Source organism: Klebsiella planticola ATCC 33531 (genome assembly GCF_000735435.1).
GTDB lineage: Bacteria > Pseudomonadota > Gammaproteobacteria > Enterobacterales > Enterobacteriaceae > Klebsiella > Klebsiella planticola.
Genome location: NZ_JMPP01000055.1, coordinates 109468 through 124941 on the forward strand (window position 1 = coordinate 109468; position 15474 = coordinate 124941).

The 15474-nt window shown below is 52.1% G+C and carries 36 protein-coding genes and 2 pseudogenes; 19 read left to right on the top strand and 19 right to left on the bottom strand.

The window, feature by feature from the left end; all coding sequences use genetic code 11:
• Positions 1–136: 136 nt before the first annotated feature.
• From GRPL_RS04830 to GRPL_RS04780, 19 genes are all read right to left on the bottom strand, one after another.
• The gene (locus GRPL_RS04830) at positions 137–331 is read right to left on the bottom strand and encodes a hypothetical protein (protein ID WP_032700408.1); all 195 of its coding nucleotides are present in this window, start codon (positions 329–331) and stop codon (positions 137–139) included.
• Complete coding sequence (locus tag GRPL_RS04825) at positions 331–540, bottom strand: hypothetical protein (protein ID WP_032700409.1); 210 nt, start codon at positions 538–540, stop codon at positions 331–333. Before GRPL_RS04825 ends, GRPL_RS04830 begins: the two co-directional genes overlap by 1 nt.
• A gap of 157 nt (positions 541–697) precedes the next feature.
• On the bottom strand, positions 698–1003 hold the full coding sequence (locus GRPL_RS04820) for a hypothetical protein (protein WP_032700411.1): 306 nt from the start codon (positions 1001–1003) through the stop codon (positions 698–700).
• Positions 996–1301 carry a hypothetical protein gene (locus GRPL_RS0125965; RefSeq protein WP_032700412.1) on the bottom strand — a complete coding sequence of 102 codons (306 nt, stop codon included), beginning with the start codon at positions 1299–1301 and terminating at the stop codon, positions 996–998. Before GRPL_RS0125965 ends, GRPL_RS04820 begins: the two co-directional genes overlap by 8 nt.
• On the bottom strand, positions 1298–1957 hold the full coding sequence (locus GRPL_RS26300; protein ID WP_050500329.1) for a DUF551 domain-containing protein: 660 nt from the start codon (positions 1955–1957) through the stop codon (positions 1298–1300). The genes GRPL_RS0125965 and GRPL_RS26300 overlap by 4 nt, the downstream gene beginning before the upstream one ends.
• Before the next feature lie 11 nt (positions 1958–1968).
• Complete coding sequence (locus GRPL_RS04815) at positions 1969–2232, bottom strand: hypothetical protein (RefSeq protein ID WP_032700413.1); 264 nt, start codon at positions 2230–2232, stop codon at positions 1969–1971.
• Positions 2232–2429: a hypothetical protein gene (locus GRPL_RS0125980; RefSeq protein WP_032700415.1), complete on the bottom strand. Its 198-nt coding sequence runs from the start codon at positions 2427–2429 to the stop codon at positions 2232–2234. Before GRPL_RS0125980 ends, GRPL_RS04815 begins: the two co-directional genes overlap by 1 nt.
• The gene (locus GRPL_RS28340; protein ID WP_050500330.1) at positions 2429–3088 is read right to left on the bottom strand and encodes a hypothetical protein; all 660 of its coding nucleotides are present in this window, start codon (positions 3086–3088) and stop codon (positions 2429–2431) included. The genes GRPL_RS0125980 and GRPL_RS28340 overlap by 1 nt, the downstream gene beginning before the upstream one ends.
• Entirely contained in the window at positions 3085–3435 is a 351-nt protein-coding gene (locus GRPL_RS0125995) for a hypothetical protein (RefSeq protein WP_080718646.1), read from the bottom strand. Before GRPL_RS0125995 ends, GRPL_RS28340 begins: the two co-directional genes overlap by 4 nt.
• Positions 3432–3677 (bottom strand): DUF7446 family protein, encoded by a 246-nt coding sequence (locus GRPL_RS04810; RefSeq protein WP_032700417.1) that lies wholly within the window; start codon positions 3675–3677, stop codon positions 3432–3434. The genes GRPL_RS0125995 and GRPL_RS04810 overlap by 4 nt, the downstream gene beginning before the upstream one ends.
• Complete coding sequence (locus tag GRPL_RS27165) at positions 3674–3883, bottom strand: hypothetical protein (protein ID WP_072010699.1); 210 nt, start codon at positions 3881–3883, stop codon at positions 3674–3676. Before GRPL_RS27165 ends, GRPL_RS04810 begins: the two co-directional genes overlap by 4 nt.
• Positions 3880–4254, bottom strand: coding sequence for a hypothetical protein (locus GRPL_RS04805; protein WP_032700419.1), 375 nt, complete (start codon positions 4252–4254; stop codon positions 3880–3882). Before GRPL_RS04805 ends, GRPL_RS27165 begins: the two co-directional genes overlap by 4 nt.
• Positions 4251–4550, bottom strand: coding sequence for a MarR family transcriptional regulator (locus GRPL_RS04800; protein ID WP_032700421.1), 300 nt, complete (start codon positions 4548–4550; stop codon positions 4251–4253). Before GRPL_RS04800 ends, GRPL_RS04805 begins: the two co-directional genes overlap by 4 nt.
• Positions 4550–5980, bottom strand: a complete 1431-nt coding sequence (locus GRPL_RS04795) for a DnaB-like helicase C-terminal domain-containing protein (protein ID WP_032700423.1) — start codon at positions 5978–5980, stop codon at positions 4550–4552. The genes GRPL_RS04800 and GRPL_RS04795 overlap by 1 nt, the downstream gene beginning before the upstream one ends.
• On the bottom strand, positions 5970–6821 hold the full coding sequence (locus GRPL_RS04790; RefSeq protein WP_162180110.1) for a DNA replication protein: 852 nt from the start codon (positions 6819–6821) through the stop codon (positions 5970–5972). The genes GRPL_RS04795 and GRPL_RS04790 overlap by 11 nt, the downstream gene beginning before the upstream one ends.
• 40 nt (positions 6822–6861) lie before the next feature.
• Entirely contained in the window at positions 6862–7008 is a 147-nt protein-coding gene (locus tag GRPL_RS28045; RefSeq protein ID WP_162180111.1) for a hypothetical protein, read from the bottom strand.
• A 75-nt stretch (positions 7009–7083) separates the two neighbouring features.
• On the bottom strand, positions 7084–7338 hold the full coding sequence (locus tag GRPL_RS28050; RefSeq protein WP_032700425.1) for a hypothetical protein: 255 nt from the start codon (positions 7336–7338) through the stop codon (positions 7084–7086).
• On the bottom strand, positions 7338–7559 hold the full coding sequence (locus tag GRPL_RS0126000) for a CII family transcriptional regulator (protein ID WP_032700427.1): 222 nt from the start codon (positions 7557–7559) through the stop codon (positions 7338–7340). Before GRPL_RS0126000 ends, GRPL_RS28050 begins: the two co-directional genes overlap by 1 nt.
• Positions 7560–7599: 40 nt before the next feature.
• Complete coding sequence (locus GRPL_RS04780; RefSeq protein WP_032700429.1) at positions 7600–7821, bottom strand: helix-turn-helix domain-containing protein; 222 nt, start codon at positions 7819–7821, stop codon at positions 7600–7602.
• A 102-nt stretch (positions 7822–7923) separates the two neighbouring features.
• Here GRPL_RS04780 and GRPL_RS04775 point away from each other — a divergent pair, with 102 nt between their 5' ends.
• The 19 genes and pseudogenes from GRPL_RS04775 (at position 7924) to GRPL_RS27180 (ending at position 15455) form a co-directional block, all read left to right on the top strand.
• Positions 7924–8619 carry an XRE family transcriptional regulator gene (locus GRPL_RS04775; RefSeq protein ID WP_032700430.1) on the top strand — a complete coding sequence of 232 codons (696 nt, stop codon included), beginning with the start codon at positions 7924–7926 and terminating at the stop codon, positions 8617–8619.
• A gap of 19 nt (positions 8620–8638) precedes the next feature.
• Positions 8639–9073, top strand: coding sequence for a hypothetical protein (locus tag GRPL_RS0126005; protein WP_050500331.1), 435 nt, complete (start codon positions 8639–8641; stop codon positions 9071–9073).
• Between the two features lie 359 nt (positions 9074–9432).
• Complete coding sequence (locus tag GRPL_RS0126010; protein WP_032700432.1) at positions 9433–9678, top strand: hypothetical protein; 246 nt, start codon at positions 9433–9435, stop codon at positions 9676–9678.
• Positions 9675–9785 carry a hypothetical protein gene (locus GRPL_RS28055; protein ID WP_162180112.1) on the top strand — a complete coding sequence of 37 codons (111 nt, stop codon included), beginning with the start codon at positions 9675–9677 and terminating at the stop codon, positions 9783–9785. Before GRPL_RS0126010 ends, GRPL_RS28055 begins: the two co-directional genes overlap by 4 nt.
• Positions 9778–9972, top strand: coding sequence for a hypothetical protein (locus tag GRPL_RS04770; RefSeq protein WP_032688565.1), 195 nt, complete (start codon positions 9778–9780; stop codon positions 9970–9972). Before GRPL_RS28055 ends, GRPL_RS04770 begins: the two co-directional genes overlap by 8 nt.
• 88 nt (positions 9973–10060) lie before the next feature.
• Positions 10061–11065, top strand: coding sequence for a coiled-coil domain-containing protein (locus GRPL_RS04765; protein ID WP_032700433.1), 1005 nt, complete (start codon positions 10061–10063; stop codon positions 11063–11065).
• An 8-nt stretch (positions 11066–11073) separates the two neighbouring features.
• A complete protein-coding gene (locus GRPL_RS0126015; protein WP_032700434.1) occupies positions 11074–11271 on the top strand; it encodes a hypothetical protein in 198 nt (65 codons plus the stop codon).
• Positions 11268–11426 (top strand): hypothetical protein, encoded by a 159-nt coding sequence (locus GRPL_RS28060; protein ID WP_162180113.1) that lies wholly within the window; start codon positions 11268–11270, stop codon positions 11424–11426. The genes GRPL_RS0126015 and GRPL_RS28060 overlap by 4 nt, the downstream gene beginning before the upstream one ends.
• A pseudogene (locus GRPL_RS26310) lies at positions 11423–12075 on the top strand (ERF family protein). Before GRPL_RS28060 ends, GRPL_RS26310 begins: the two are co-directional and overlap by 4 nt.
• Positions 12059–12349 (top strand): hypothetical protein, encoded by a 291-nt coding sequence (locus GRPL_RS0126025; protein ID WP_032700436.1) that lies wholly within the window; start codon positions 12059–12061, stop codon positions 12347–12349. Before GRPL_RS26310 ends, GRPL_RS0126025 begins: the two are co-directional and overlap by 17 nt.
• Positions 12346–12504 carry a DUF1317 family protein gene (locus GRPL_RS27170; RefSeq protein WP_072003706.1) on the top strand — a complete coding sequence of 53 codons (159 nt, stop codon included), beginning with the start codon at positions 12346–12348 and terminating at the stop codon, positions 12502–12504. Before GRPL_RS0126025 ends, GRPL_RS27170 begins: the two co-directional genes overlap by 4 nt.
• Entirely contained in the window at positions 12501–13028 is a 528-nt protein-coding gene (locus tag GRPL_RS04760) for a phage N-6-adenine-methyltransferase (protein WP_032700437.1), read from the top strand. The genes GRPL_RS27170 and GRPL_RS04760 overlap by 4 nt, the downstream gene beginning before the upstream one ends.
• A complete protein-coding gene (locus GRPL_RS04755) occupies positions 13025–13795 on the top strand; it encodes a hypothetical protein (protein ID WP_032700438.1) in 771 nt (256 codons plus the stop codon). The genes GRPL_RS04760 and GRPL_RS04755 overlap by 4 nt, the downstream gene beginning before the upstream one ends.
• Positions 13792–14014 (top strand): annotated as a pseudogene (locus GRPL_RS28065) (hypothetical protein). The gene GRPL_RS04755 and the pseudogene GRPL_RS28065 overlap by 4 nt, the downstream one beginning before the upstream one ends.
• Entirely contained in the window at positions 14011–14547 is a 537-nt protein-coding gene (locus GRPL_RS04750; RefSeq protein WP_032700439.1) for a phiTE_072 family protein, read from the top strand. The pseudogene GRPL_RS28065 and the gene GRPL_RS04750 overlap by 4 nt, the downstream one beginning before the upstream one ends.
• Entirely contained in the window at positions 14544–14735 is a 192-nt protein-coding gene (locus GRPL_RS04745) for a DUF1382 family protein (RefSeq protein ID WP_032700440.1), read from the top strand. The genes GRPL_RS04750 and GRPL_RS04745 overlap by 4 nt, the downstream gene beginning before the upstream one ends.
• Complete coding sequence (locus tag GRPL_RS0126030) at positions 14732–14950, top strand: TraR/DksA family transcriptional regulator (protein ID WP_032700441.1); 219 nt, start codon at positions 14732–14734, stop codon at positions 14948–14950. Before GRPL_RS04745 ends, GRPL_RS0126030 begins: the two co-directional genes overlap by 4 nt.
• A gap of 3 nt (positions 14951–14953) precedes the next feature.
• A complete protein-coding gene (locus GRPL_RS04740) occupies positions 14954–15193 on the top strand; it encodes a DUF4222 domain-containing protein (protein WP_032700442.1) in 240 nt (79 codons plus the stop codon).
• Between the two features lie 13 nt (positions 15194–15206).
• Positions 15207–15455, top strand: a complete 249-nt coding sequence (locus GRPL_RS27180; protein ID WP_015584784.1) for an excisionase family protein — start codon at positions 15207–15209, stop codon at positions 15453–15455.
• Positions 15456–15474 lie beyond the last annotated feature (19 nt).

The window sequence follows — 15474 nt, forward strand, 5'->3', positions numbered from 1 at the left end:
TGCCATCGGTGACAGGAATTGCTTTAAGGTTTTGTGCGCCATGTGTCCCCACTTGGCGCCGGTCATTAGTGTCAGTTGCTCAGGCTGACAGGGGAATTATGACGGGCTAAATCCCAAATTGCAAAATGAGCATAGGCTATTTTTTGGTGTTCTGTTCTGCCATCTCGATATCACAGAGCTTTATTTTTCGCTGGCACAGGTAACCTTCATAGACGTACCAGTTGCCAGCATTGACCCACTCTTTAACACGCTGCCGTGGTTTATCGACAGAACGAGCAAAGGCGGCTTGATTGCCGCCATAGTGCTTAGCAATGTACTCAGCGAGCCTCATCAGTTGTACCCGAGAATGATATCCTGAATCTTACCCAGCAAAACCGCGTATTCGGCATCATCGCTGTCAATGCTGGTAAAATCGCCGCGCTCGATAGTGAAATCTTCTCCGTTAAAATTTACGTTGTTGATTTCTTCTTGGGAAAGCATAGCCTGAATAGCTTCGATTTTTTCATCTGATACTTCGTGAGAGATTGTGATAGTCGCCATTTTTTTCTCCAGAGATTAGGGTATTTTGTTTCGTTGAATACATAATACCCTACCTTTTTAAAATGTCACTAAATAACGTGACATATGTTTATTGTTTTATGATTCCAATCACAAACAATCGCCCCCCCCCTGAGCGGCTTTGCGTTCTGCGGGGGATTTAGGCATCAAACCATCCCTCATATTCAGACTCGATAACCCGATTAGATAAAATCTCCATGCGCCTGTCCCGCCTGTCCGATGTCGGGTCCGCGTCAATCTCGATCGCCTTTTCCATAAGAAACGCGACGGCTTTGAGGTATTCATCTTCCCTAAAATTACCGTAGCAAATACCGTCAGAGCAGACACGCCATACCGTTCTGCGTGGCTCGTTTTCTCTTCTGGCTATGAGGTCTCCCACGAACTCGCGAAGAGAGCGCAATTGGTCAAGGTCGAAGGTTCTGATTTCATCGCGCAAGTTACTCACCTTTCACCTCCTGCTGGGCGGCTGGCAAATCAATCCACTTGATAATGCGGGTAATAATGCCATCTGACGCCCGCCATTCCCCTGACTCATGGTCATAGCAAGCTGTTCTGATATCCCCGTAGCTGGTAATGACAAGATATTTACCATTCACTTCAGGAGGAAAATCTTCCATGGCATTCCAGACCACTGGGCCGTTACCTCGATATATCTCCAGCAACTCTCTAGCCATCTGGTAAGCGATATGCCTGCGGCCAAAGACCCTTGTAACTTCTTTAAGTCGATCGATGGCTATAGTCACTTTGCCTCCTGCGGCACTGCTGGCAGCGGCATCCAGTGCGTGATAATTTCCGGCTTGAGACACTGGAAAGAACCCATCAGAAATAATTCTTTACCGATGTACTGGCCATTCCATGTCAGAAACACAGAACCCTCCTGCTTTGTTGGCATCCGCTCGCTTACCGGAATCCATCCATGGTCTTGCGCCGGAGAGACGCCTATTTGCTCCGGGCGGAGTCCAGAATGCGCCGGAGAGTTGCCAGCCTGGAGCATGGCGGCGCGGCAGTGATTCCACCAAGCGGCACGGATAATGGCATCACGAATACTCATGTCTGGATACTGACGGCATAATTCCTCCCAGTGCTGCATTGGCGGCACTACCGGCGCTGGCTGCGGGGCGGCATAGAGGTAATTAATCCCGTCCGGTAGCAGACCTAAATCCTGGCGATTTTTCCCTTCAATCCTCCCCGCGTTTATCCAGTCGTCTCCCTCTACCTCAATGAAAAATACCGGCTCGCTGTCCACCGCTGGCACGCAGGCAAGCACGCGCTCTGTTAGCTGGTTCTGCGCCTCTTCTACGGAGTTCGGGCCGCCTAACTCTGTGTGAATTTCCACGACACCGGCAAAGAAGTCGGCAATTTCGCTTTGAATGATGTCCCTGGTTAATTTGCTGGTCATTGGTTGGCTCCTTATCCTGCTGTGCTTTCGACGGCGGAAGGAAAATCAATGGTTTCATCAAAGCCCGCACCGATTTTTTGAACGGCGGTACACCAGTCAGATGAGTTGCGGCCATCCAGCATTGCCATTACCTCATCTAGCCTGCGCAGGTCGTATAGCGCGATTGACGGGTCGCCGATAGTGTAAAAGCCGATTTTCTTCGGCGACGGGCACCGCGCGAACACCGCGTTAACCTCATCTACCCAGGCCTGCTCTTTTTTGGTTAATTTTGCCATCAGTCCGCATCCCCCTTTGGAGCACATACGCCACGCAGCATGAGCTCACCGTTGTTAACCTCTTTAATTTTCACAAATGCTGCTCGGCATGCGCTTTCAGAGTTGAATTCCTGGTTCATGGAGGTCAGCGTGGGCTGTACAGCATCAGACAAACTCACGGAATAGGTACCGCTTAACCAAACAAATAAAATCCACATCACTCAGTCTCCCCCGGAGCAGAAACCACTTCTATCTGGCAACCCGCTGCACATTTCAGCGCTTCACCACAAACGAACCATAACGTAACGTCGTGATCGTCAAAGTCGGTTTCCTTCACCTCATACACCTGACCTCTGAATTTCACGAAGTCGCCAGCATCGATATGTACCGCTACAACCATACCCGGCTGATTTTTGCCTTCCCTACCAGAACCGGCTCGGTCGATACGCTCAATCTCAGCCAGAATAAGCGCACCAGCTTTTACCAGGTCACGGCGGCGACTGGTTGGCTTCCACCATTCATCTGGCCACGGCCACGGCCTGGGCGGTTCACCGGCACAATCGAACAGCTCAGAAGAAAGCGCATAGCACCCGGCCGCATCGGCTAATTCGCCATGTTCATATTCATCATCATGTCCTGGTGTCCACCCCTCAGCTGTAACCTGCCGCTTACGCTCAGCCAGTACGTCAGCGGCGGCAGCGGTGCGGGACTCCAGACGTGCCAGCAATTCCCGCAGGCAAGCTATTTCAAATTGCTGCGACTTTACTGCGGTGCCAGCACCTTTGGCGTTCAAGCCTTCCAGGTACGAAAGTCGCTCACGTACTGTTTCAACAGTTACTGGTGCGACGACTACAGGTGTAAATTTTGCAGGTTTCATAAGTCGCCCCCACATTTTCCGCAGCGCTCACGGCCACTCATGTCGTAATAAGTGGCCCCATCGTGCTTGCAGTCCGTCCATTCAGACAGATCAGACTCAAGTTCCTCGATGCGCTGCTGCGCCTTCTCCAGCACCTCTACCAGCGCGAGGATGACTTTGGCTGCCTGTCCGCACTCATCGACGATAGAAACGTTGGTGCCGGTATCTCTACCATCCACCTCAAACCGCAAATCAACGTCATCGGAATCAATATCAGCAGGGTCAAACTGCGAGATATATTCCAGGGTAAATACAGATGCTTTTGCTTTGCTGACGAGTAGCGCCAGTTCGGTGATATCAGTTGTCATGCGGCACGCTCCTGTTTTTTCGCGCTCAACACCATTCTGCTGCCGTCCTCCAAATCCCATGCAATCTCACCGCCCTCAGCCATAACCAACTGCCACACGAGTTGTGCAGCTTCATTGGTTACGTCGCGCCCGCGGTCATTGCCAACGCGCAGCCTTCCGCCTTCTACGTCTCGCATTTTCGCGAGGGTGATGGTCTTGCTCAGCGGGGAAAATCCGAGTTGAAGTTTTGCTGTATTGCTCATTTGGCCCCCTCGCGCAGCAAATTTGATGTTTGCGCCATAACAAAGCGGGATGGCGACCAGTCGCAATAAGTGTCAGTTTCGGTGTGTCCGAAAATAGCTTTGCAGCGTCGGATGTGATGACAGTTACCACAGGTAGCGCCTGCCGGGAGATTCATCTTGTCCGGGTCTGATGGGTCGTAGTTCAGCGCTTTTGTGTTGTCGCTCATTTGGCCCCCTCGCGCATCTTCTTGGCGTAGTCGTCAGCAGCACCCGCAACCCCCTCTGCGACAGCGTCAAGGAATGGGTCATCACCAGGAATTCGAAGTTTTGCTGCGAACTCCTCCACCCCATCAGCCTTAATCCCGGCTACGATGCTATCGGTGGCAGGGGTTTCCAGATTCATATTCAGCGGGTAATCAGCATCAAGTTCTTCATGGATGAATTCAGCCAAATTATTGCGGCTTTCCTTCTGAACCACATTCTCCGCAGCCATCTGCTTAAACGCTTTCGCCAGCTTCAGGAACTTCTGCTCTCTGATCGACAGCTCGCCCGCCGACTCCAGCGACTGGATGAGCTCGTTTACAGTTTCGATGTTCATTTTCTCACTCCCGCCAGGCACTGGTTAAACAGGTTTGTCATTGGGTTTGCGCCACCCGGACGCTTCATAAACTGGAGGTCTGATGCCTCAGTTACCGTTGTCGGATCTGTCAGGGTGTAGCGGTAGCTTCTGCACTCCCCTTCTCGCTTAACCTGACCGTCTTTGTTCATCTGCCAGAGTGCTGAATTGACCACCGACGAATCGAGCCCGGTGCCGCGGCGGATATCCTGAAAGTTGCAGCCCGGATGCATACCGATAAAGTTGATAACGGCTTGTTTGCCAGAGTTCTTTTTCATCAAAATCCACCCCGCTTGGTAGGTTTCTCTTCTTTCTCGCGCCGGCGCTGACTGGCAGCCTCCTGGTCGCAGTCATAAATCGCACCATGCCGTTGCTCGCAATAGACAACACCTGTCTCGCCATGCCTGTTCAGGCGCAGCAGCAACTCTGTGTCACTCTGGTTTGCGTTCTCGTCGTAGGCGCCTTCCCGGTAGATGGCCAGCCAGTAGTCGCAATCCTGCTCGATCTGGCCGGTGTCTCGGGAGTCGCTCGGCAGCGGGCGTTTATTGGTTCGCTTTTCCAGATCCCGGTTGAGCTGAGTCAGGAGAACGACAACACAATCCAGTTCCTTCGCCAGGGTCTTCAGGCCTTTGGTGATAAGCCCATAGGCCAGGTCGTTTCGCTCGGCCTTATCGGCAGTCATCAGCGTCAGGTAATCGACGAGGATCATCCCGACCTTGCCGCGCTCGCGCTTGATGCGCCGAGACTCAGCCATGACATGCGCCAGCGAAATACCCGGGGTGTCGTCGATCAGGAGGTTGTTAGTGTCAATCAGGGCACCCATTACACCGGTAGCCTTTTGCAGATCGCTATTCCAGTCACCGTGATACCCGTAGTCGTCCTTCGTCATGTCGGGGTAAAACAGGTTGGGCGAGATGTGCCCCTTCTGGGCTGTGATTTTCTCCACCATCTGGCCTTCCGGCATTTCAAGGGAGAACATCAGGGCCGGTTCGTTTTCCACCGTGGCGCAGTTGACACCCATCTGGGTGTAGAGCGTGGTTTTCCCCATTTTCGGGCGGGCGCCGATGACGAACAGGCTACCGCGCACAATGCGCTTAACCCCGAGCAATTCATCAAGCGAGCGGATCCCGGTAGACAACCCTCGGGAACGACCGTCAGGTTTCATTCGATCGTCAAACTCATTTGACCAGTCCTTCACCGCGTCATAAAACGTGCGCAGACCGGTTTTACGGCCAGTTTTGACGTGCTCATTTATCTCGGTAAACAGCCCCTGAATAGCGTCAAATTTCTGTTCTGCCGTCATGCCGTTGCGGGCATAAAGCAGCTCGATCGCCTTCGTGGTTTTTTCGATGCCGTAGCGTTCCATTGCTGTCTCGCGGACGCGCATTGCATAGGCCACGATGTTCGCCGCGCTTGGCGTGTTTTTTGACAGTTCAGCAAGGTATGCAAATCCCCCTACCGATTCCGTCAGAGACTTGCTTTCCAGGGCATCAAACAGGGTCAGCAGGTCCACCGGCTTCTGGTCCCGGTACATCTGCCGCATTTCGGCAAAAATCACCTGGTGCGGGCGCGAGTAAAATGATTCGGGCTTGAGGATCGACAGAACCTTCTGAGTGCGTTCGCTGCTGTCGTCATCCAGGAGAAGGCCGCCCAGAACGCTTTGCTCTGCTTCGATACTGCTCGGAGGGGTGAGGAATTCAGAGGTCATCACAGGCCCCCTCGCGTGTTTTGGCATAAACGTCGACGTTCAGGAAGTATTCGAGTGACTTACGGCGCCAGGTCTTACCGGTGCGCTGGTCAGGGCGATTCTCCAGCATCCAGCGGCAGTTACTGGCGATGTAACTCAGGTAGGACTCCCAGTCTTCCAGGGTGAAGCCATGGCCATCGAGCTGACGGGTGATTTTATTGGCCTTCTGCCAGAACGAGCGGATCAGGTTACGGCGCTTGTCAGTGAGGATCCTGATGCCTTGCGCTTCTGGCAGAACCTGGTGGTAAACCTCAACAACCTGCTCACAACTGAGAGACGGTTTTTTTTGTTCAGGTTTTTGTGATGCTGATGCACTCTCTTCTACGTCAGTAGAAGAGATATTATTTAATATATTGTTTGTGGCACTCTGTTGGCATTCTGTTGGCACAACCTCCCGCGCATGCAGCGTGGTTACTGGGTTTGCGTTGGCAATCTGTTGGCATTCTGTTGGCACAAAAAACTGCTGATAATCGTCATATTTGGTGACGGTTAAGAGGGTGAATTTTTTGTTTGCCAGGGTGGTGACCATCCCCATTTTGGTGAACTTATTCAGCAGGTATTTTACCCGATCAGGGGTTATGCCGGTGTCTTTCGAAAGCGTATGGCGCCCGGTGATGACCTGGCCACGCCCTACCGGGTATTCGCCAAACTCAGTGGTGACCATACCGTCAGCTGAATTCACTTCCATGATGAGATGGATCCACAAATGGACGGCCTCACTGTCGCTCTTGTAGAACGGCAGCTCCCTTACTTTTCGGTGCAGGAATACCAACCCCTGCCCGGATGGCTGAGGTTTCTCCATGGGCTTCTGAGACCCTCTAAAATCGGATATGCGAAGAACGTTACTCACGGCCTTCCTCCTTCCGCTTCAGATCTTCCAGGATGGCGCGCATCTTTTCAGCCACCACCGGATTTACCGAACGGACAAATCGGTCACGAGTAACGTTTTTGTGTGTTTGGACCTGGTAAAATCTGTTGCTCTTAGGCATAATTACTCCTGTGAATTGATCCAGTTAATTCGCCTGAAAGCCGTTGGTGTTCGCGCACCGCGGCTTTCGCCTTTTTCAGAACAACCCCTGCTGCTTAACAGGCTTTGCCCTTTTCTTTTCAAACTTGTCTGACGGCAGCGTTTGTTTCTCTGCCCACAGCTTTGCGTGGCGTAAAACATCATCAAAAATCCTCCCCTTGCGACTGGCCTGCGACATGCGCTTGTACATATCGACCGCCTGGTATGCCCCCCCCTGAGCCACTGCCTGAGTGAATCCCTGGCGCATCAGCTCTTCGCGGACGTTCTTCTCAATGAATTCGATGTGGTTCATCAAGCCTCCATCTGCCCTTCTTCGGACTTACGATGAGAAATCAGGATGGCCAGCAGCAGCGACATGTTCGGTAGCAAACTTTCCCGCCACCGACTCACCGTCGATTTATTGACGCCGGCAACTTTTGCGATTGTCGTTGTGCCCAGTTCTGATATCTGGCTGTGTAACCAGCTCTCTATCCTCTGAGCCTCCACTTTGTTGCGTGCTGTTGAGGTCCCCATTTGTGATACTCCCTATGGTGTTGTTTGGAATGGCCGCCGGTCAGGCGGCATTAGTTTTATTCCCTTGCTCTCCGAAAAGAAGCCAGCTTGGCTCGCACTGAAGGGCGGTCGCTAGCTCAATGAGCTTGCGTGGGCGTTTTGTTAATCCGGATTCAACTTGCTGAATGGTCTGCTGTTTGGTTCCAGAAATTTCAGCAAGTCCGGCCTGGGTCAAATTAAGTTCACTACGGCGTTTTTTAACGCGGTCAGAAAGAGTTTCCATGGTGCCTCCTTTACAAGGTTATTTGTATTTTATTGTCAAACAAACTTGTTTGTCAAATACCTTGTTTCTTGTAAGCATGAGGGATCGGTTTATGAGGTGGATATGAATATTGCGGACAGAGTAAAACTAAGGCGTGCGGAACTGTCATTGACGCAGGCGGAGCTGGCTTCACTAGCTAAAACCTCTCAGCAGGCTATACAGCAACTTGAAGACGGAAGGACGAAGCGCCCTAGATACTTGCCGGAGTTAGCAGCGGCTTTAAAGTGTTCCGTAAGCTGGCTCTTAACTGGTGAGCATGAAATGATCAGTGAGATTCCACCCGAAAAAGAATGGTCTCATGTCGATTCATGGGACAAAAATACCCCACTAAGTGACGGTGAAGTGGAAGTACCTTTTTTGAAAGATATTGAATTTGCTTGCGGAGATGGGCGCATTCAAAGCGATGATCATAATGGTTTTAAGTTGAGATTTTCCAAGGCCACTTTACGAAGAGTAGGCGCTAACAGCGATGGATCTGGCGTCATCTGCTTCCCGGCGACTGGAGACAGCATGGAGCCAGTTATCCCCGACGGCACAACGGTTGCAGTAGATACCAATAACAAACGGATTATTGATGGAAAATTATATGCTATCGCGCAACCAGGGGCCGGAGATGAAAAGCTAAAGCGGATAAAGCAGTTATACCGTAAGCCAGGTGGAATTCTTGTGATCCGCAGCTTCAACCGAGAGGACGAAGAGGCAATGGAGCAAGACGTTGAAATCATAGGAAGGGTTTTTTGGTATTCAGTTTTACTTTAGCATATAAGGTATTGTATTTATGATCATTTCCTCTTTTTTGTTGGGGGTAATCTTAGCGGTTGCATGCTGTTTATTTATCCTGTTCTGGCATAAAAAAAAGGCTACAAAAAAGAAATTAAAACAGTATGAACCTGCAAGCGTTGACTCTTCAGTTCAGAGTGCGAAAACGCTTCTGAATGCAGCTGATCATATTTATGCTATAGATAACAATGCCCTTGCAGCTATATGGAGATCAAGAGGCTGCAAAGAGCATGCAGAGCGAGATGGTCGGATCTATACAATTAAGGGGTCATGGGCGATAAAGAAAAAATTGATAAGGCCTGAATCTGATGGCTTCCTCAATGACATACCCATCCCCAAGGATTGCGGGTGCTATATGACTTACCTTTATAATCTTCGCAGTCTTCCCCCTTCTATGCTCAACCCTTCCGCAATAAAAATCCTGCAAAAATAACCACCATCACTTCTGTAAAGCCCGCTGCCGGGCTTTTTTTTCGCCCTCAGCACAAGATCCCCTCCCCAAAAACCATCAAATAACAAATATAAAAACAATAATAACAAACATTTAAATGCCAAATACAACAAAATACAATTTTATGTGTTTACAAGATTGATTGTATTTTGTATATTCAACTCATCCAAACAACACCGGCAACGCCGGTCATTAGCAACAACGCTCCGCTAGCCGGCGATAAGGCAAGGTGAAGAGATGATCCGCGAAGAAGACAAGCCTGCATGGCGTAATTTTTGGTTAAAGGTCGTTCCGTTTTTGGTTGCAGTCGTAGCTGTCAGCGTTCAGTGCTGGGGTGGCAAATGAGCAAAGAAACAGGTGGACAAGCTTTCCCACGTCAGCAGTGGGAATACGACGGTCAAAACAACGTCCTTCAGTATCAGGAAGAAGGCATGACGCTGAGAGATTACTTCGCAGCAAAGGCGATGCAGGGAATGCTGGCCAACCATGGCATGTGGGATCTCATAAATGAAAATCATGCGCAGTGCGTGGCAAGAGATGCATTCCTAGTTGCCGACGCAATGCTTAAGGCTCGGGAGGATGCATGAGCAGAAACGGCATTCGTTCAATGATTTACTGCCTGCTGATCTGCGTCGTTATCTGGGCAGCGGTGGTTATCAAAATTCTGCACGTTACGGGGGTGTTCAATGGCTAAAGCAATTCCAAACAACGGACGCGCCGTGATGATGCGCAATAACCGCACCGGCGCTGCATGGCTGGTCAGCTTCGACTACCGCGACGGCAGCTACTGGCACGAGCCACAAGGCAATTTGCGCCACATTCGCCGGCCATACGCATCACGAAGCGTTGAGCCCAACCTGGTACCCGCCGGGACGCATTAACCCGCGCATATCAGCGCACGAATTTAACTGAGCTATCAGGCGGCCTTTATCGCGCCGGGATTCTTACAACCAAATTTCAGGGGAAACCATGAGCGAAATAACAGATTTAGTCGTCATCGAGAAAAGCAATGCGATGGCCATATTCACCAGTAACGACCAGCTCGACCCACTTATCGAAGCGATCGAAAAAGAGGCCCGCAGCCTGGTGCCGGACGTAACCACCAAAAAAGGCCGCGATGCCATCGCATCCATGGCTCACAAGGTGGCGCGCTCGAAAACCTACATAGACAACGCAGGTAAAGACCTGGTCGCTGAGTTGAAGGCGCTGCCAAAGCAGATCGACGAAAGCCGCCGCGTGGCTCGTGAGCGTCTCGATGCGCTGAAAGATGAAGTGCGCCGCCCTCTGACCGAGTGGGAAGCTGAACAGGCACGCATTGCTGAGGAAAAGGCTGCAGAAGAAGAGCGCCGCCGTATTGAAGCCGAGCAAACAGCGGCACTCGAGGCCCTGAAAAAACAGATTGAAACCGACCACGAAATGGCCTTGCTGATGAATGACGCTTTCGACCGTGACCGCGAAGAGCAGCGCATCCAGGCAGAGCAGGCTCAACGTGAGCGTGACGAGAGACTGAAGCAGGAAGCGGCAGAGCAAGCCCGCCGGGATGCAGAAAATAAACACAAAGCTGAACTGGAAGCCGCAGCACGCCGTGAAGCTGAAGAAAAAGCGCGCGCAGAGCTGGCTGAACGTCAACGAATCGAAGCAGAGCAGCGTGCGGCACGCGAGAAGCAGGAAGCAGACGCCCGGGCGGAACGGGAAAAATTCGAAGCAGTGGAAGCTGAGCGCCGCAAGGCTCAGGAAGAAGCCGATCGCATCCGCCGCGAGGCAGAGCAACGAGAACAGGCCCGACTGGCAGAGGAGAAGCGCAAAGCTGACGAGCAGGCGCGGCGGGAAGCCGACGTTAAGCACCGTAAGACTGTCGGTACTGACATCGTCAAAGCTCTGCAGGCCAATACCAGCTTAACCCGCGATCAGGCGATTGAAGTTCTGACCGCGATTAAAGACGGAAAAATCCCGCGTACCGGGATCAGTTACTGAGGTGCGTCATGAAATTAAAACTCAGATACGACCATGCACATGGCTACTTGAATACGCAGCGTGATCAGGTGCTGGAGCTTGACGGTGTTGTACTCGACGGAACGGTTGATACGCGTGACGTGCTTCCACAGCTGGACACCGCAGTGATTCTGGAATGGCTTTCTGAACAAGGGTACGTAATTACGCACCGGGAGCGGGCAGCATGAGCGCAGCAGAAAAATGGGATGACGATGCATTTATCCAGCTGATGTCAGAAGCAATCAGCACTCCTGATGAAGGTAATGAAGGCCTGGTTGATTTGTCAGCTGAGCGCCTGAACCCAGAAATCAACTGGGACGAGTTTGCGGGGAATTTTCAATGACGGAGAAAAAAGTATACGCCGCTATCAGCGCTGTAGCCGGAGAGCTGGCAGAGAAAGGCATCAGCAAAGAAAAAAACAAGGCAGCCAGGTCAACTACGCATTCCGTGGGATCGATGACGTTTACAACGCTCTGGCCCCCGCCCTGGTGAAGCACAAGTTGCTGATCCTCCCGCGGTGCACTGAACGGTCATCCTGCGAGCGAACCAGCAAAAGTGGTGGTGCCCTGTTTTACGTAACCGTCCGGGCTGAGTTCGACTTTGTCAGTACAGAAGATGGAAGTTTTCATACTGTTGTCACCTACGGGGAAGCAATGGACAGCGGCGACAAAGCGACGAACAAAGCCATGTCGATTGCTTATAAATATGCCGCTTTTCAGGCGTTCTGCATTCCTACCGAAGAGACGACCGTTGACCCGGATTACGAAGCTCACCAGGTGAAACCTGCTGATGCAGACCAGATTCTTGCTGAGTTCACGAATTACGCGAGCTCAGAGAATGACCCAAAAGCTCTTCAGGGTAGCTACGGGAAGGCATGGAATAGCCTGCATGGTTTTCCTGAGCATCAGACGAAGTGCAAAGACGTTACCGGTATTCGACTGAAAGAGCTGAAGCAGGTATCAGTTGGTGGCAGTCATGAAAATCACAGCTGAATCAATACTGGCCATTCTGCGCAAGGATGCGCGGAATAACATCACCGCGTTCCACCGCTGGCAGACCGTGCGGGGTGCGCTTGGACACACTGCAGGAATAACTCTCAATTACCACGAGCCTTATTACGAGGGATGGGCGCCAGCTCTTGAGATGTGTGAAGTGATCATCTCTGCACCTGAACTTCAGCAGGTAATGCCTTTTCTCTCTGTAGAGCACTGGGGTGACGGAGTGATTGGCGGGGAAATTTATCGAATCCCAGGGGAGGAAGAATGAAACATCACCGCGACGCCATAACCGTAGGGAAAGTGAAGTTCACGTACTCCGTAATTCGCCGCGGCTGGCTAATGCCTTGGGGTGAAGTGGTGAGTAACCCGTTAAAAGCTCAGAGGCTTGCAGAGAAGCTGGACACGAAAAGAGGTGCGCAATGACTGATTTCGGCGGATCGAAAACACCAAAAAATGAACGTGACTACTGGCAAACACCGATTGAAATTTTCAATGCCCTCGATCGCGAATTTGGCTTCTGGCTGGACGCTGCAGCCTCTGAGAGTAATGCGCTTTGCGCTCATTACCTCACTGAGCTGGATGACTCGCTGAACAGCGACTGGACGTCATACGGCTCGATCTGGTGTAACCCGCCCTATTCCGATATCGGTCCATGGGTGGAAAAGGCTGCCGAACAATCCAGAGCGCAGTCTCAGGCTGTAGTGATGCTGTTGCCGGCTGACATCTCTACCGGCTGGTTTATCTCGGCTATGCAGTCAGCTGATGAACTGAGGCTGATAACCGGCGGTCGCGTCCAGTTTGTTCCGGCATCCGTTACAGGCAAGCGCCAGAGCAACCCAAAAGGCTCGCTACTGTTTATCTGGCGACCGTTCATCAGTCCGCGACACATCATCACGTCCGTATCGCTGGCTGAGTTAAAGCGGATCGGCACTCTGGAGGAAGCATGAGCAAAGGAACCATTATCTGCCTGTGTGATATCACTGGCGTCATGGCTGAGCCATGGGTCGAAGCAGGTTATCGCGCCGTCCTGGTGGACCCGCAGCACCCTGAAACTTCGATCGATGGTCCTGTTGAGAGCATATCGGCAACCATCCTTGAGGCGATGCCGCGGCTATCTCAGATCGTCCGCTCTGAGAACGTCGTCACCGTCATCGGCTTCCCGCCATGCACGGACGTGGCTGTTTCCGGTTCCCGCTGGTTCGAGTCCAAGCGCGCCAAAGACCCGCATTTCCAGGCCAAGGCCGCTCTGGTCGCTGAGCAATGCAGGATGGTTGGCTTGGCGGCCGGCTGCCCGTGGGCATTCGAAAACCCGGTTAGCGTTTTCAGCAGCATATTCGGTTCGGCCGATTACACGTTCCATCCGTACCAGTTCACTGGACTGTGCGCGGATGACAACTACACGAAGCAGACCTGCCTCTGGACGGGTAACGGCTTCAGGGCGCCGGGAGAGAATATACACCCGATGGTAGAAGCGGCTATCGACGCCGTGAAGCTGGCCTGCGGCCGGATGATGCCGAAGAAAAAGGCGATCGAGGCCATCTCCGGAACATCCTTTGCCGGGTTGGTGAACGACTGGTATCCGGACAACCGCATTCACGAATGTCCGCCCAGCGACGAGCGCGCCAACATTCGCAGCGCTACCCCGCTGGGCTTTGCAAAGGCCGTTTTCCTTTCGAATGCACCCCATCTTAAAAAGAATCGGGAGGCGGCATGACGCCAGAAGAAAAAGAAAACGCCCTCCGCGCCCAGGCTCGTCGCTGCGCAGAAGAGCTAACCAAAGCGATGAGCGTAAAGCCTAAACCGAAGTGGAACGCTGTATGCCCCCCCCATCCTTCGCAAGCACTACGAGAAGGTCCGGCCGATGGGTGTCAGCCTGGTGAAATTTGTCAGTGTTATTGGCCGCATGAATGGGCGGTATGGAGTGGAATCATGAAGGTAGAAAAAATCGATGTTCTGGGGTTTACCATTTTCGATGTTGAACGCCTCGACCCTGTCAGGGTGATGATTGAAAACTATGAGCCTGGGAAGGGCCGCATCACCATCACATGCTTCGGAAAGGCGTGGACCGGTGCCTGGTTTGCTATGGGCGGAGACACCGTTCAGGAATTTATTAAGCGTGTCAGCAATGACTATCTAATCGGCTATTTTGACCCGCAACTGCAGAGCACGGTTGATGATGATAACGACGCCAACCTTGAATTCGTAAAGGGTGAAATCATCAAACTCCGGCGTCAGCATGAAATCGATGCTGATGAAGCCAGGGATATGTGGGAGGAGGCAGAGAGCGCTGAGGATGTGAAGGAGAACTGCTGCGATTGTCGCGTCGGTGAAAAGTTGCCAGGGCTGCTTGGTGATGACCCGTGGTATGCAAAATGGCCGGCAGTGCCAAACCACAATTATCAATACCTCGAACGCATCATTGACGCGGTGCGTGGCGGGCTCGCAGAACTGGAGCGTGCGGCATGAACAGAGCCTCTCCCGTTGATTTAAGGAAATGCCTTGAAGCCGCACATGGCCTCGCTCATATCGGTATCCGTTTTGTTCCGATCCCCGTAGCGACAGAGGAAGAGTTCCAGGCCCTGTCTGCCGCGCTTTCACGAAAGCTTGAGCAGATGGCGATTGAAGCTGAAAAGAGCGAAGGCGGTGCAGCATGAGCGCCGAAATCATCGACCAAGCCAACGAATTGGCAGAGCTTCAGCGAGAAGCCGCTATAGCGAAGTATCGCATCGACCATAACGCAGTATCGGCTACTCATTGTGTGGATTGCGGGGAAGGAATACCAGAACGGCGCCGGGAGGCGGTGGCGGGATGTCAGCGCTGCGCCTCCTGTCAGGAAGAGGCTGAAGAACGCGGAAAGCATCGGAGGTGACAGGTGTTCAAGCTTATTCAGCGCGGCCAGATATTCGCAGACAGCCACGGATGGCCGGTGTTAATCCACAGTAGCGACAGTCAGACGGTGCGCTACTGGCGTCAGGGTCGGATCAACACGGCAAGCATTGACAGATTTAATACCGACTTCGAACCGCTCTCACCCGAAGAGGCGCACCAGATACGCGCCGAACTGGAGCAGAGTGAGCATATTAAAAAGCTGCGCGCCCAGCGCGCGGCCTGATTCAGGAGAGCTTATGAGCGACGTAATTCAACTGGTACCTAACAAGTGGGTTACAGAAAAAAAACTCACAGAAATTACCGGTCTTCGTTCTGGAACAATTGAAAGAGCCAGAAAGAACTCCTGGTTCGTTGGCCGAGAATATATGCATGTATCACCTGATGGTGATCCAAACCCGAACAGCCAATGTATGTATAACCTGGAAGCGATAAATCAGTGGATAGAGCGCCAGTCGTCGAAACAGCCAGGTGCTCATTCATGCTGAAAGCGATATTCTTAACATG

What these genes read in the sequence shown, in the direction of transcription:
- GRPL_RS04830 (WP_032700408.1), bottom strand. Translation starts at nt 331, where the DNA reads ATGAGGCTCGCTGAGTACATTGCTAAGCACTATGGCGGCAATCAAGCC.
- GRPL_RS04825 (WP_032700409.1), bottom strand. Translation starts at nt 540, where the DNA reads ATGGCGACTATCACAATCTCTCACGAAGTATCAGATGAAAAAATCGAA.
- GRPL_RS26300 (WP_050500329.1), bottom strand. Translation starts at nt 1,957, where the DNA reads ATGACCAGCAAATTAACCAGGGACATCATTCAAAGCGAAATTGCCGAC.
- GRPL_RS04815 (WP_032700413.1), bottom strand. Translation starts at nt 2,232, where the DNA reads ATGGCAAAATTAACCAAAAAAGAGCAGGCCTGGGTAGATGAGGTTAAC.
- GRPL_RS0125980 (WP_032700415.1), bottom strand. Translation starts at nt 2,429, where the DNA reads ATGTGGATTTTATTTGTTTGGTTAAGCGGTACCTATTCCGTGAGTTTG.
- GRPL_RS28340 (WP_050500330.1), bottom strand. Translation starts at nt 3,088, where the DNA reads ATGAAACCTGCAAAATTTACACCTGTAGTCGTCGCACCAGTAACTGTT.
- GRPL_RS0125995 (WP_080718646.1), bottom strand. Translation starts at nt 3,435, where the DNA reads ATGACAACTGATATCACCGAACTGGCGCTACTCGTCAGCAAAGCAAAA.
- GRPL_RS04810 (WP_032700417.1), bottom strand. Translation starts at nt 3,677, where the DNA reads ATGAGCAATACAGCAAAACTTCAACTCGGATTTTCCCCGCTGAGCAAG.
- GRPL_RS27165 (WP_072010699.1), bottom strand. Translation starts at nt 3,883, where the DNA reads ATGAGCGACAACACAAAAGCGCTGAACTACGACCCATCAGACCCGGAC.
- GRPL_RS04805 (WP_032700419.1), bottom strand. Translation starts at nt 4,254, where the DNA reads ATGAACATCGAAACTGTAAACGAGCTCATCCAGTCGCTGGAGTCGGCG.
- GRPL_RS04800 (WP_032700421.1), bottom strand. Translation starts at nt 4,550, where the DNA reads ATGAAAAAGAACTCTGGCAAACAAGCCGTTATCAACTTTATCGGTATG.
- GRPL_RS04795 (WP_032700423.1), bottom strand. Translation starts at nt 5,980, where the DNA reads ATGACCTCTGAATTCCTCACCCCTCCGAGCAGTATCGAAGCAGAGCAA.
- GRPL_RS04790 (WP_162180110.1), bottom strand. Translation starts at nt 6,821, where the DNA reads ATGGAGAAACCTCAGCCATCCGGGCAGGGGTTGGTATTCCTGCACCGA.
- GRPL_RS28045 (WP_162180111.1), bottom strand. Translation starts at nt 7,008, where the DNA reads ATGCCTAAGAGCAACAGATTTTACCAGGTCCAAACACACAAAAACGTT.
- GRPL_RS28050 (WP_032700425.1), bottom strand. Translation starts at nt 7,338, where the DNA reads ATGAACCACATCGAATTCATTGAGAAGAACGTCCGCGAAGAGCTGATG.
- GRPL_RS0126000 (WP_032700427.1), bottom strand. Translation starts at nt 7,559, where the DNA reads ATGGGGACCTCAACAGCACGCAACAAAGTGGAGGCTCAGAGGATAGAG.
- GRPL_RS04780 (WP_032700429.1), bottom strand. Translation starts at nt 7,821, where the DNA reads ATGGAAACTCTTTCTGACCGCGTTAAAAAACGCCGTAGTGAACTTAAT.
- GRPL_RS04775 (WP_032700430.1), top strand. Translation starts at nt 7,924, where the DNA reads ATGAATATTGCGGACAGAGTAAAACTAAGGCGTGCGGAACTGTCATTG.
- GRPL_RS0126005 (WP_050500331.1), top strand. Translation starts at nt 8,639, where the DNA reads ATGATCATTTCCTCTTTTTTGTTGGGGGTAATCTTAGCGGTTGCATGC.
- GRPL_RS0126010 (WP_032700432.1), top strand. Translation starts at nt 9,433, where the DNA reads ATGAGCAAAGAAACAGGTGGACAAGCTTTCCCACGTCAGCAGTGGGAA.
- GRPL_RS28055 (WP_162180112.1), top strand. Translation starts at nt 9,675, where the DNA reads ATGAGCAGAAACGGCATTCGTTCAATGATTTACTGCCTGCTGATCTGC.
- GRPL_RS04770 (WP_032688565.1), top strand. Translation starts at nt 9,778, where the DNA reads ATGGCTAAAGCAATTCCAAACAACGGACGCGCCGTGATGATGCGCAAT.
- GRPL_RS04765 (WP_032700433.1), top strand. Translation starts at nt 10,061, where the DNA reads ATGAGCGAAATAACAGATTTAGTCGTCATCGAGAAAAGCAATGCGATG.
- GRPL_RS0126015 (WP_032700434.1), top strand. Translation starts at nt 11,074, where the DNA reads ATGAAATTAAAACTCAGATACGACCATGCACATGGCTACTTGAATACG.
- GRPL_RS28060 (WP_162180113.1), top strand. Translation starts at nt 11,268, where the DNA reads ATGAGCGCAGCAGAAAAATGGGATGACGATGCATTTATCCAGCTGATG.
- GRPL_RS0126025 (WP_032700436.1), top strand. Translation starts at nt 12,059, where the DNA reads ATGAAAATCACAGCTGAATCAATACTGGCCATTCTGCGCAAGGATGCG.
- GRPL_RS27170 (WP_072003706.1), top strand. Translation starts at nt 12,346, where the DNA reads ATGAAACATCACCGCGACGCCATAACCGTAGGGAAAGTGAAGTTCACG.
- GRPL_RS04760 (WP_032700437.1), top strand. Translation starts at nt 12,501, where the DNA reads ATGACTGATTTCGGCGGATCGAAAACACCAAAAAATGAACGTGACTAC.
- GRPL_RS04755 (WP_032700438.1), top strand. Translation starts at nt 13,025, where the DNA reads ATGAGCAAAGGAACCATTATCTGCCTGTGTGATATCACTGGCGTCATG.
- GRPL_RS04750 (WP_032700439.1), top strand. Translation starts at nt 14,011, where the DNA reads ATGAAGGTAGAAAAAATCGATGTTCTGGGGTTTACCATTTTCGATGTT.
- GRPL_RS04745 (WP_032700440.1), top strand. Translation starts at nt 14,544, where the DNA reads ATGAACAGAGCCTCTCCCGTTGATTTAAGGAAATGCCTTGAAGCCGCA.
- GRPL_RS0126030 (WP_032700441.1), top strand. Translation starts at nt 14,732, where the DNA reads ATGAGCGCCGAAATCATCGACCAAGCCAACGAATTGGCAGAGCTTCAG.
- GRPL_RS27180 (WP_015584784.1), top strand. Translation starts at nt 15,207, where the DNA reads ATGAGCGACGTAATTCAACTGGTACCTAACAAGTGGGTTACAGAAAAA.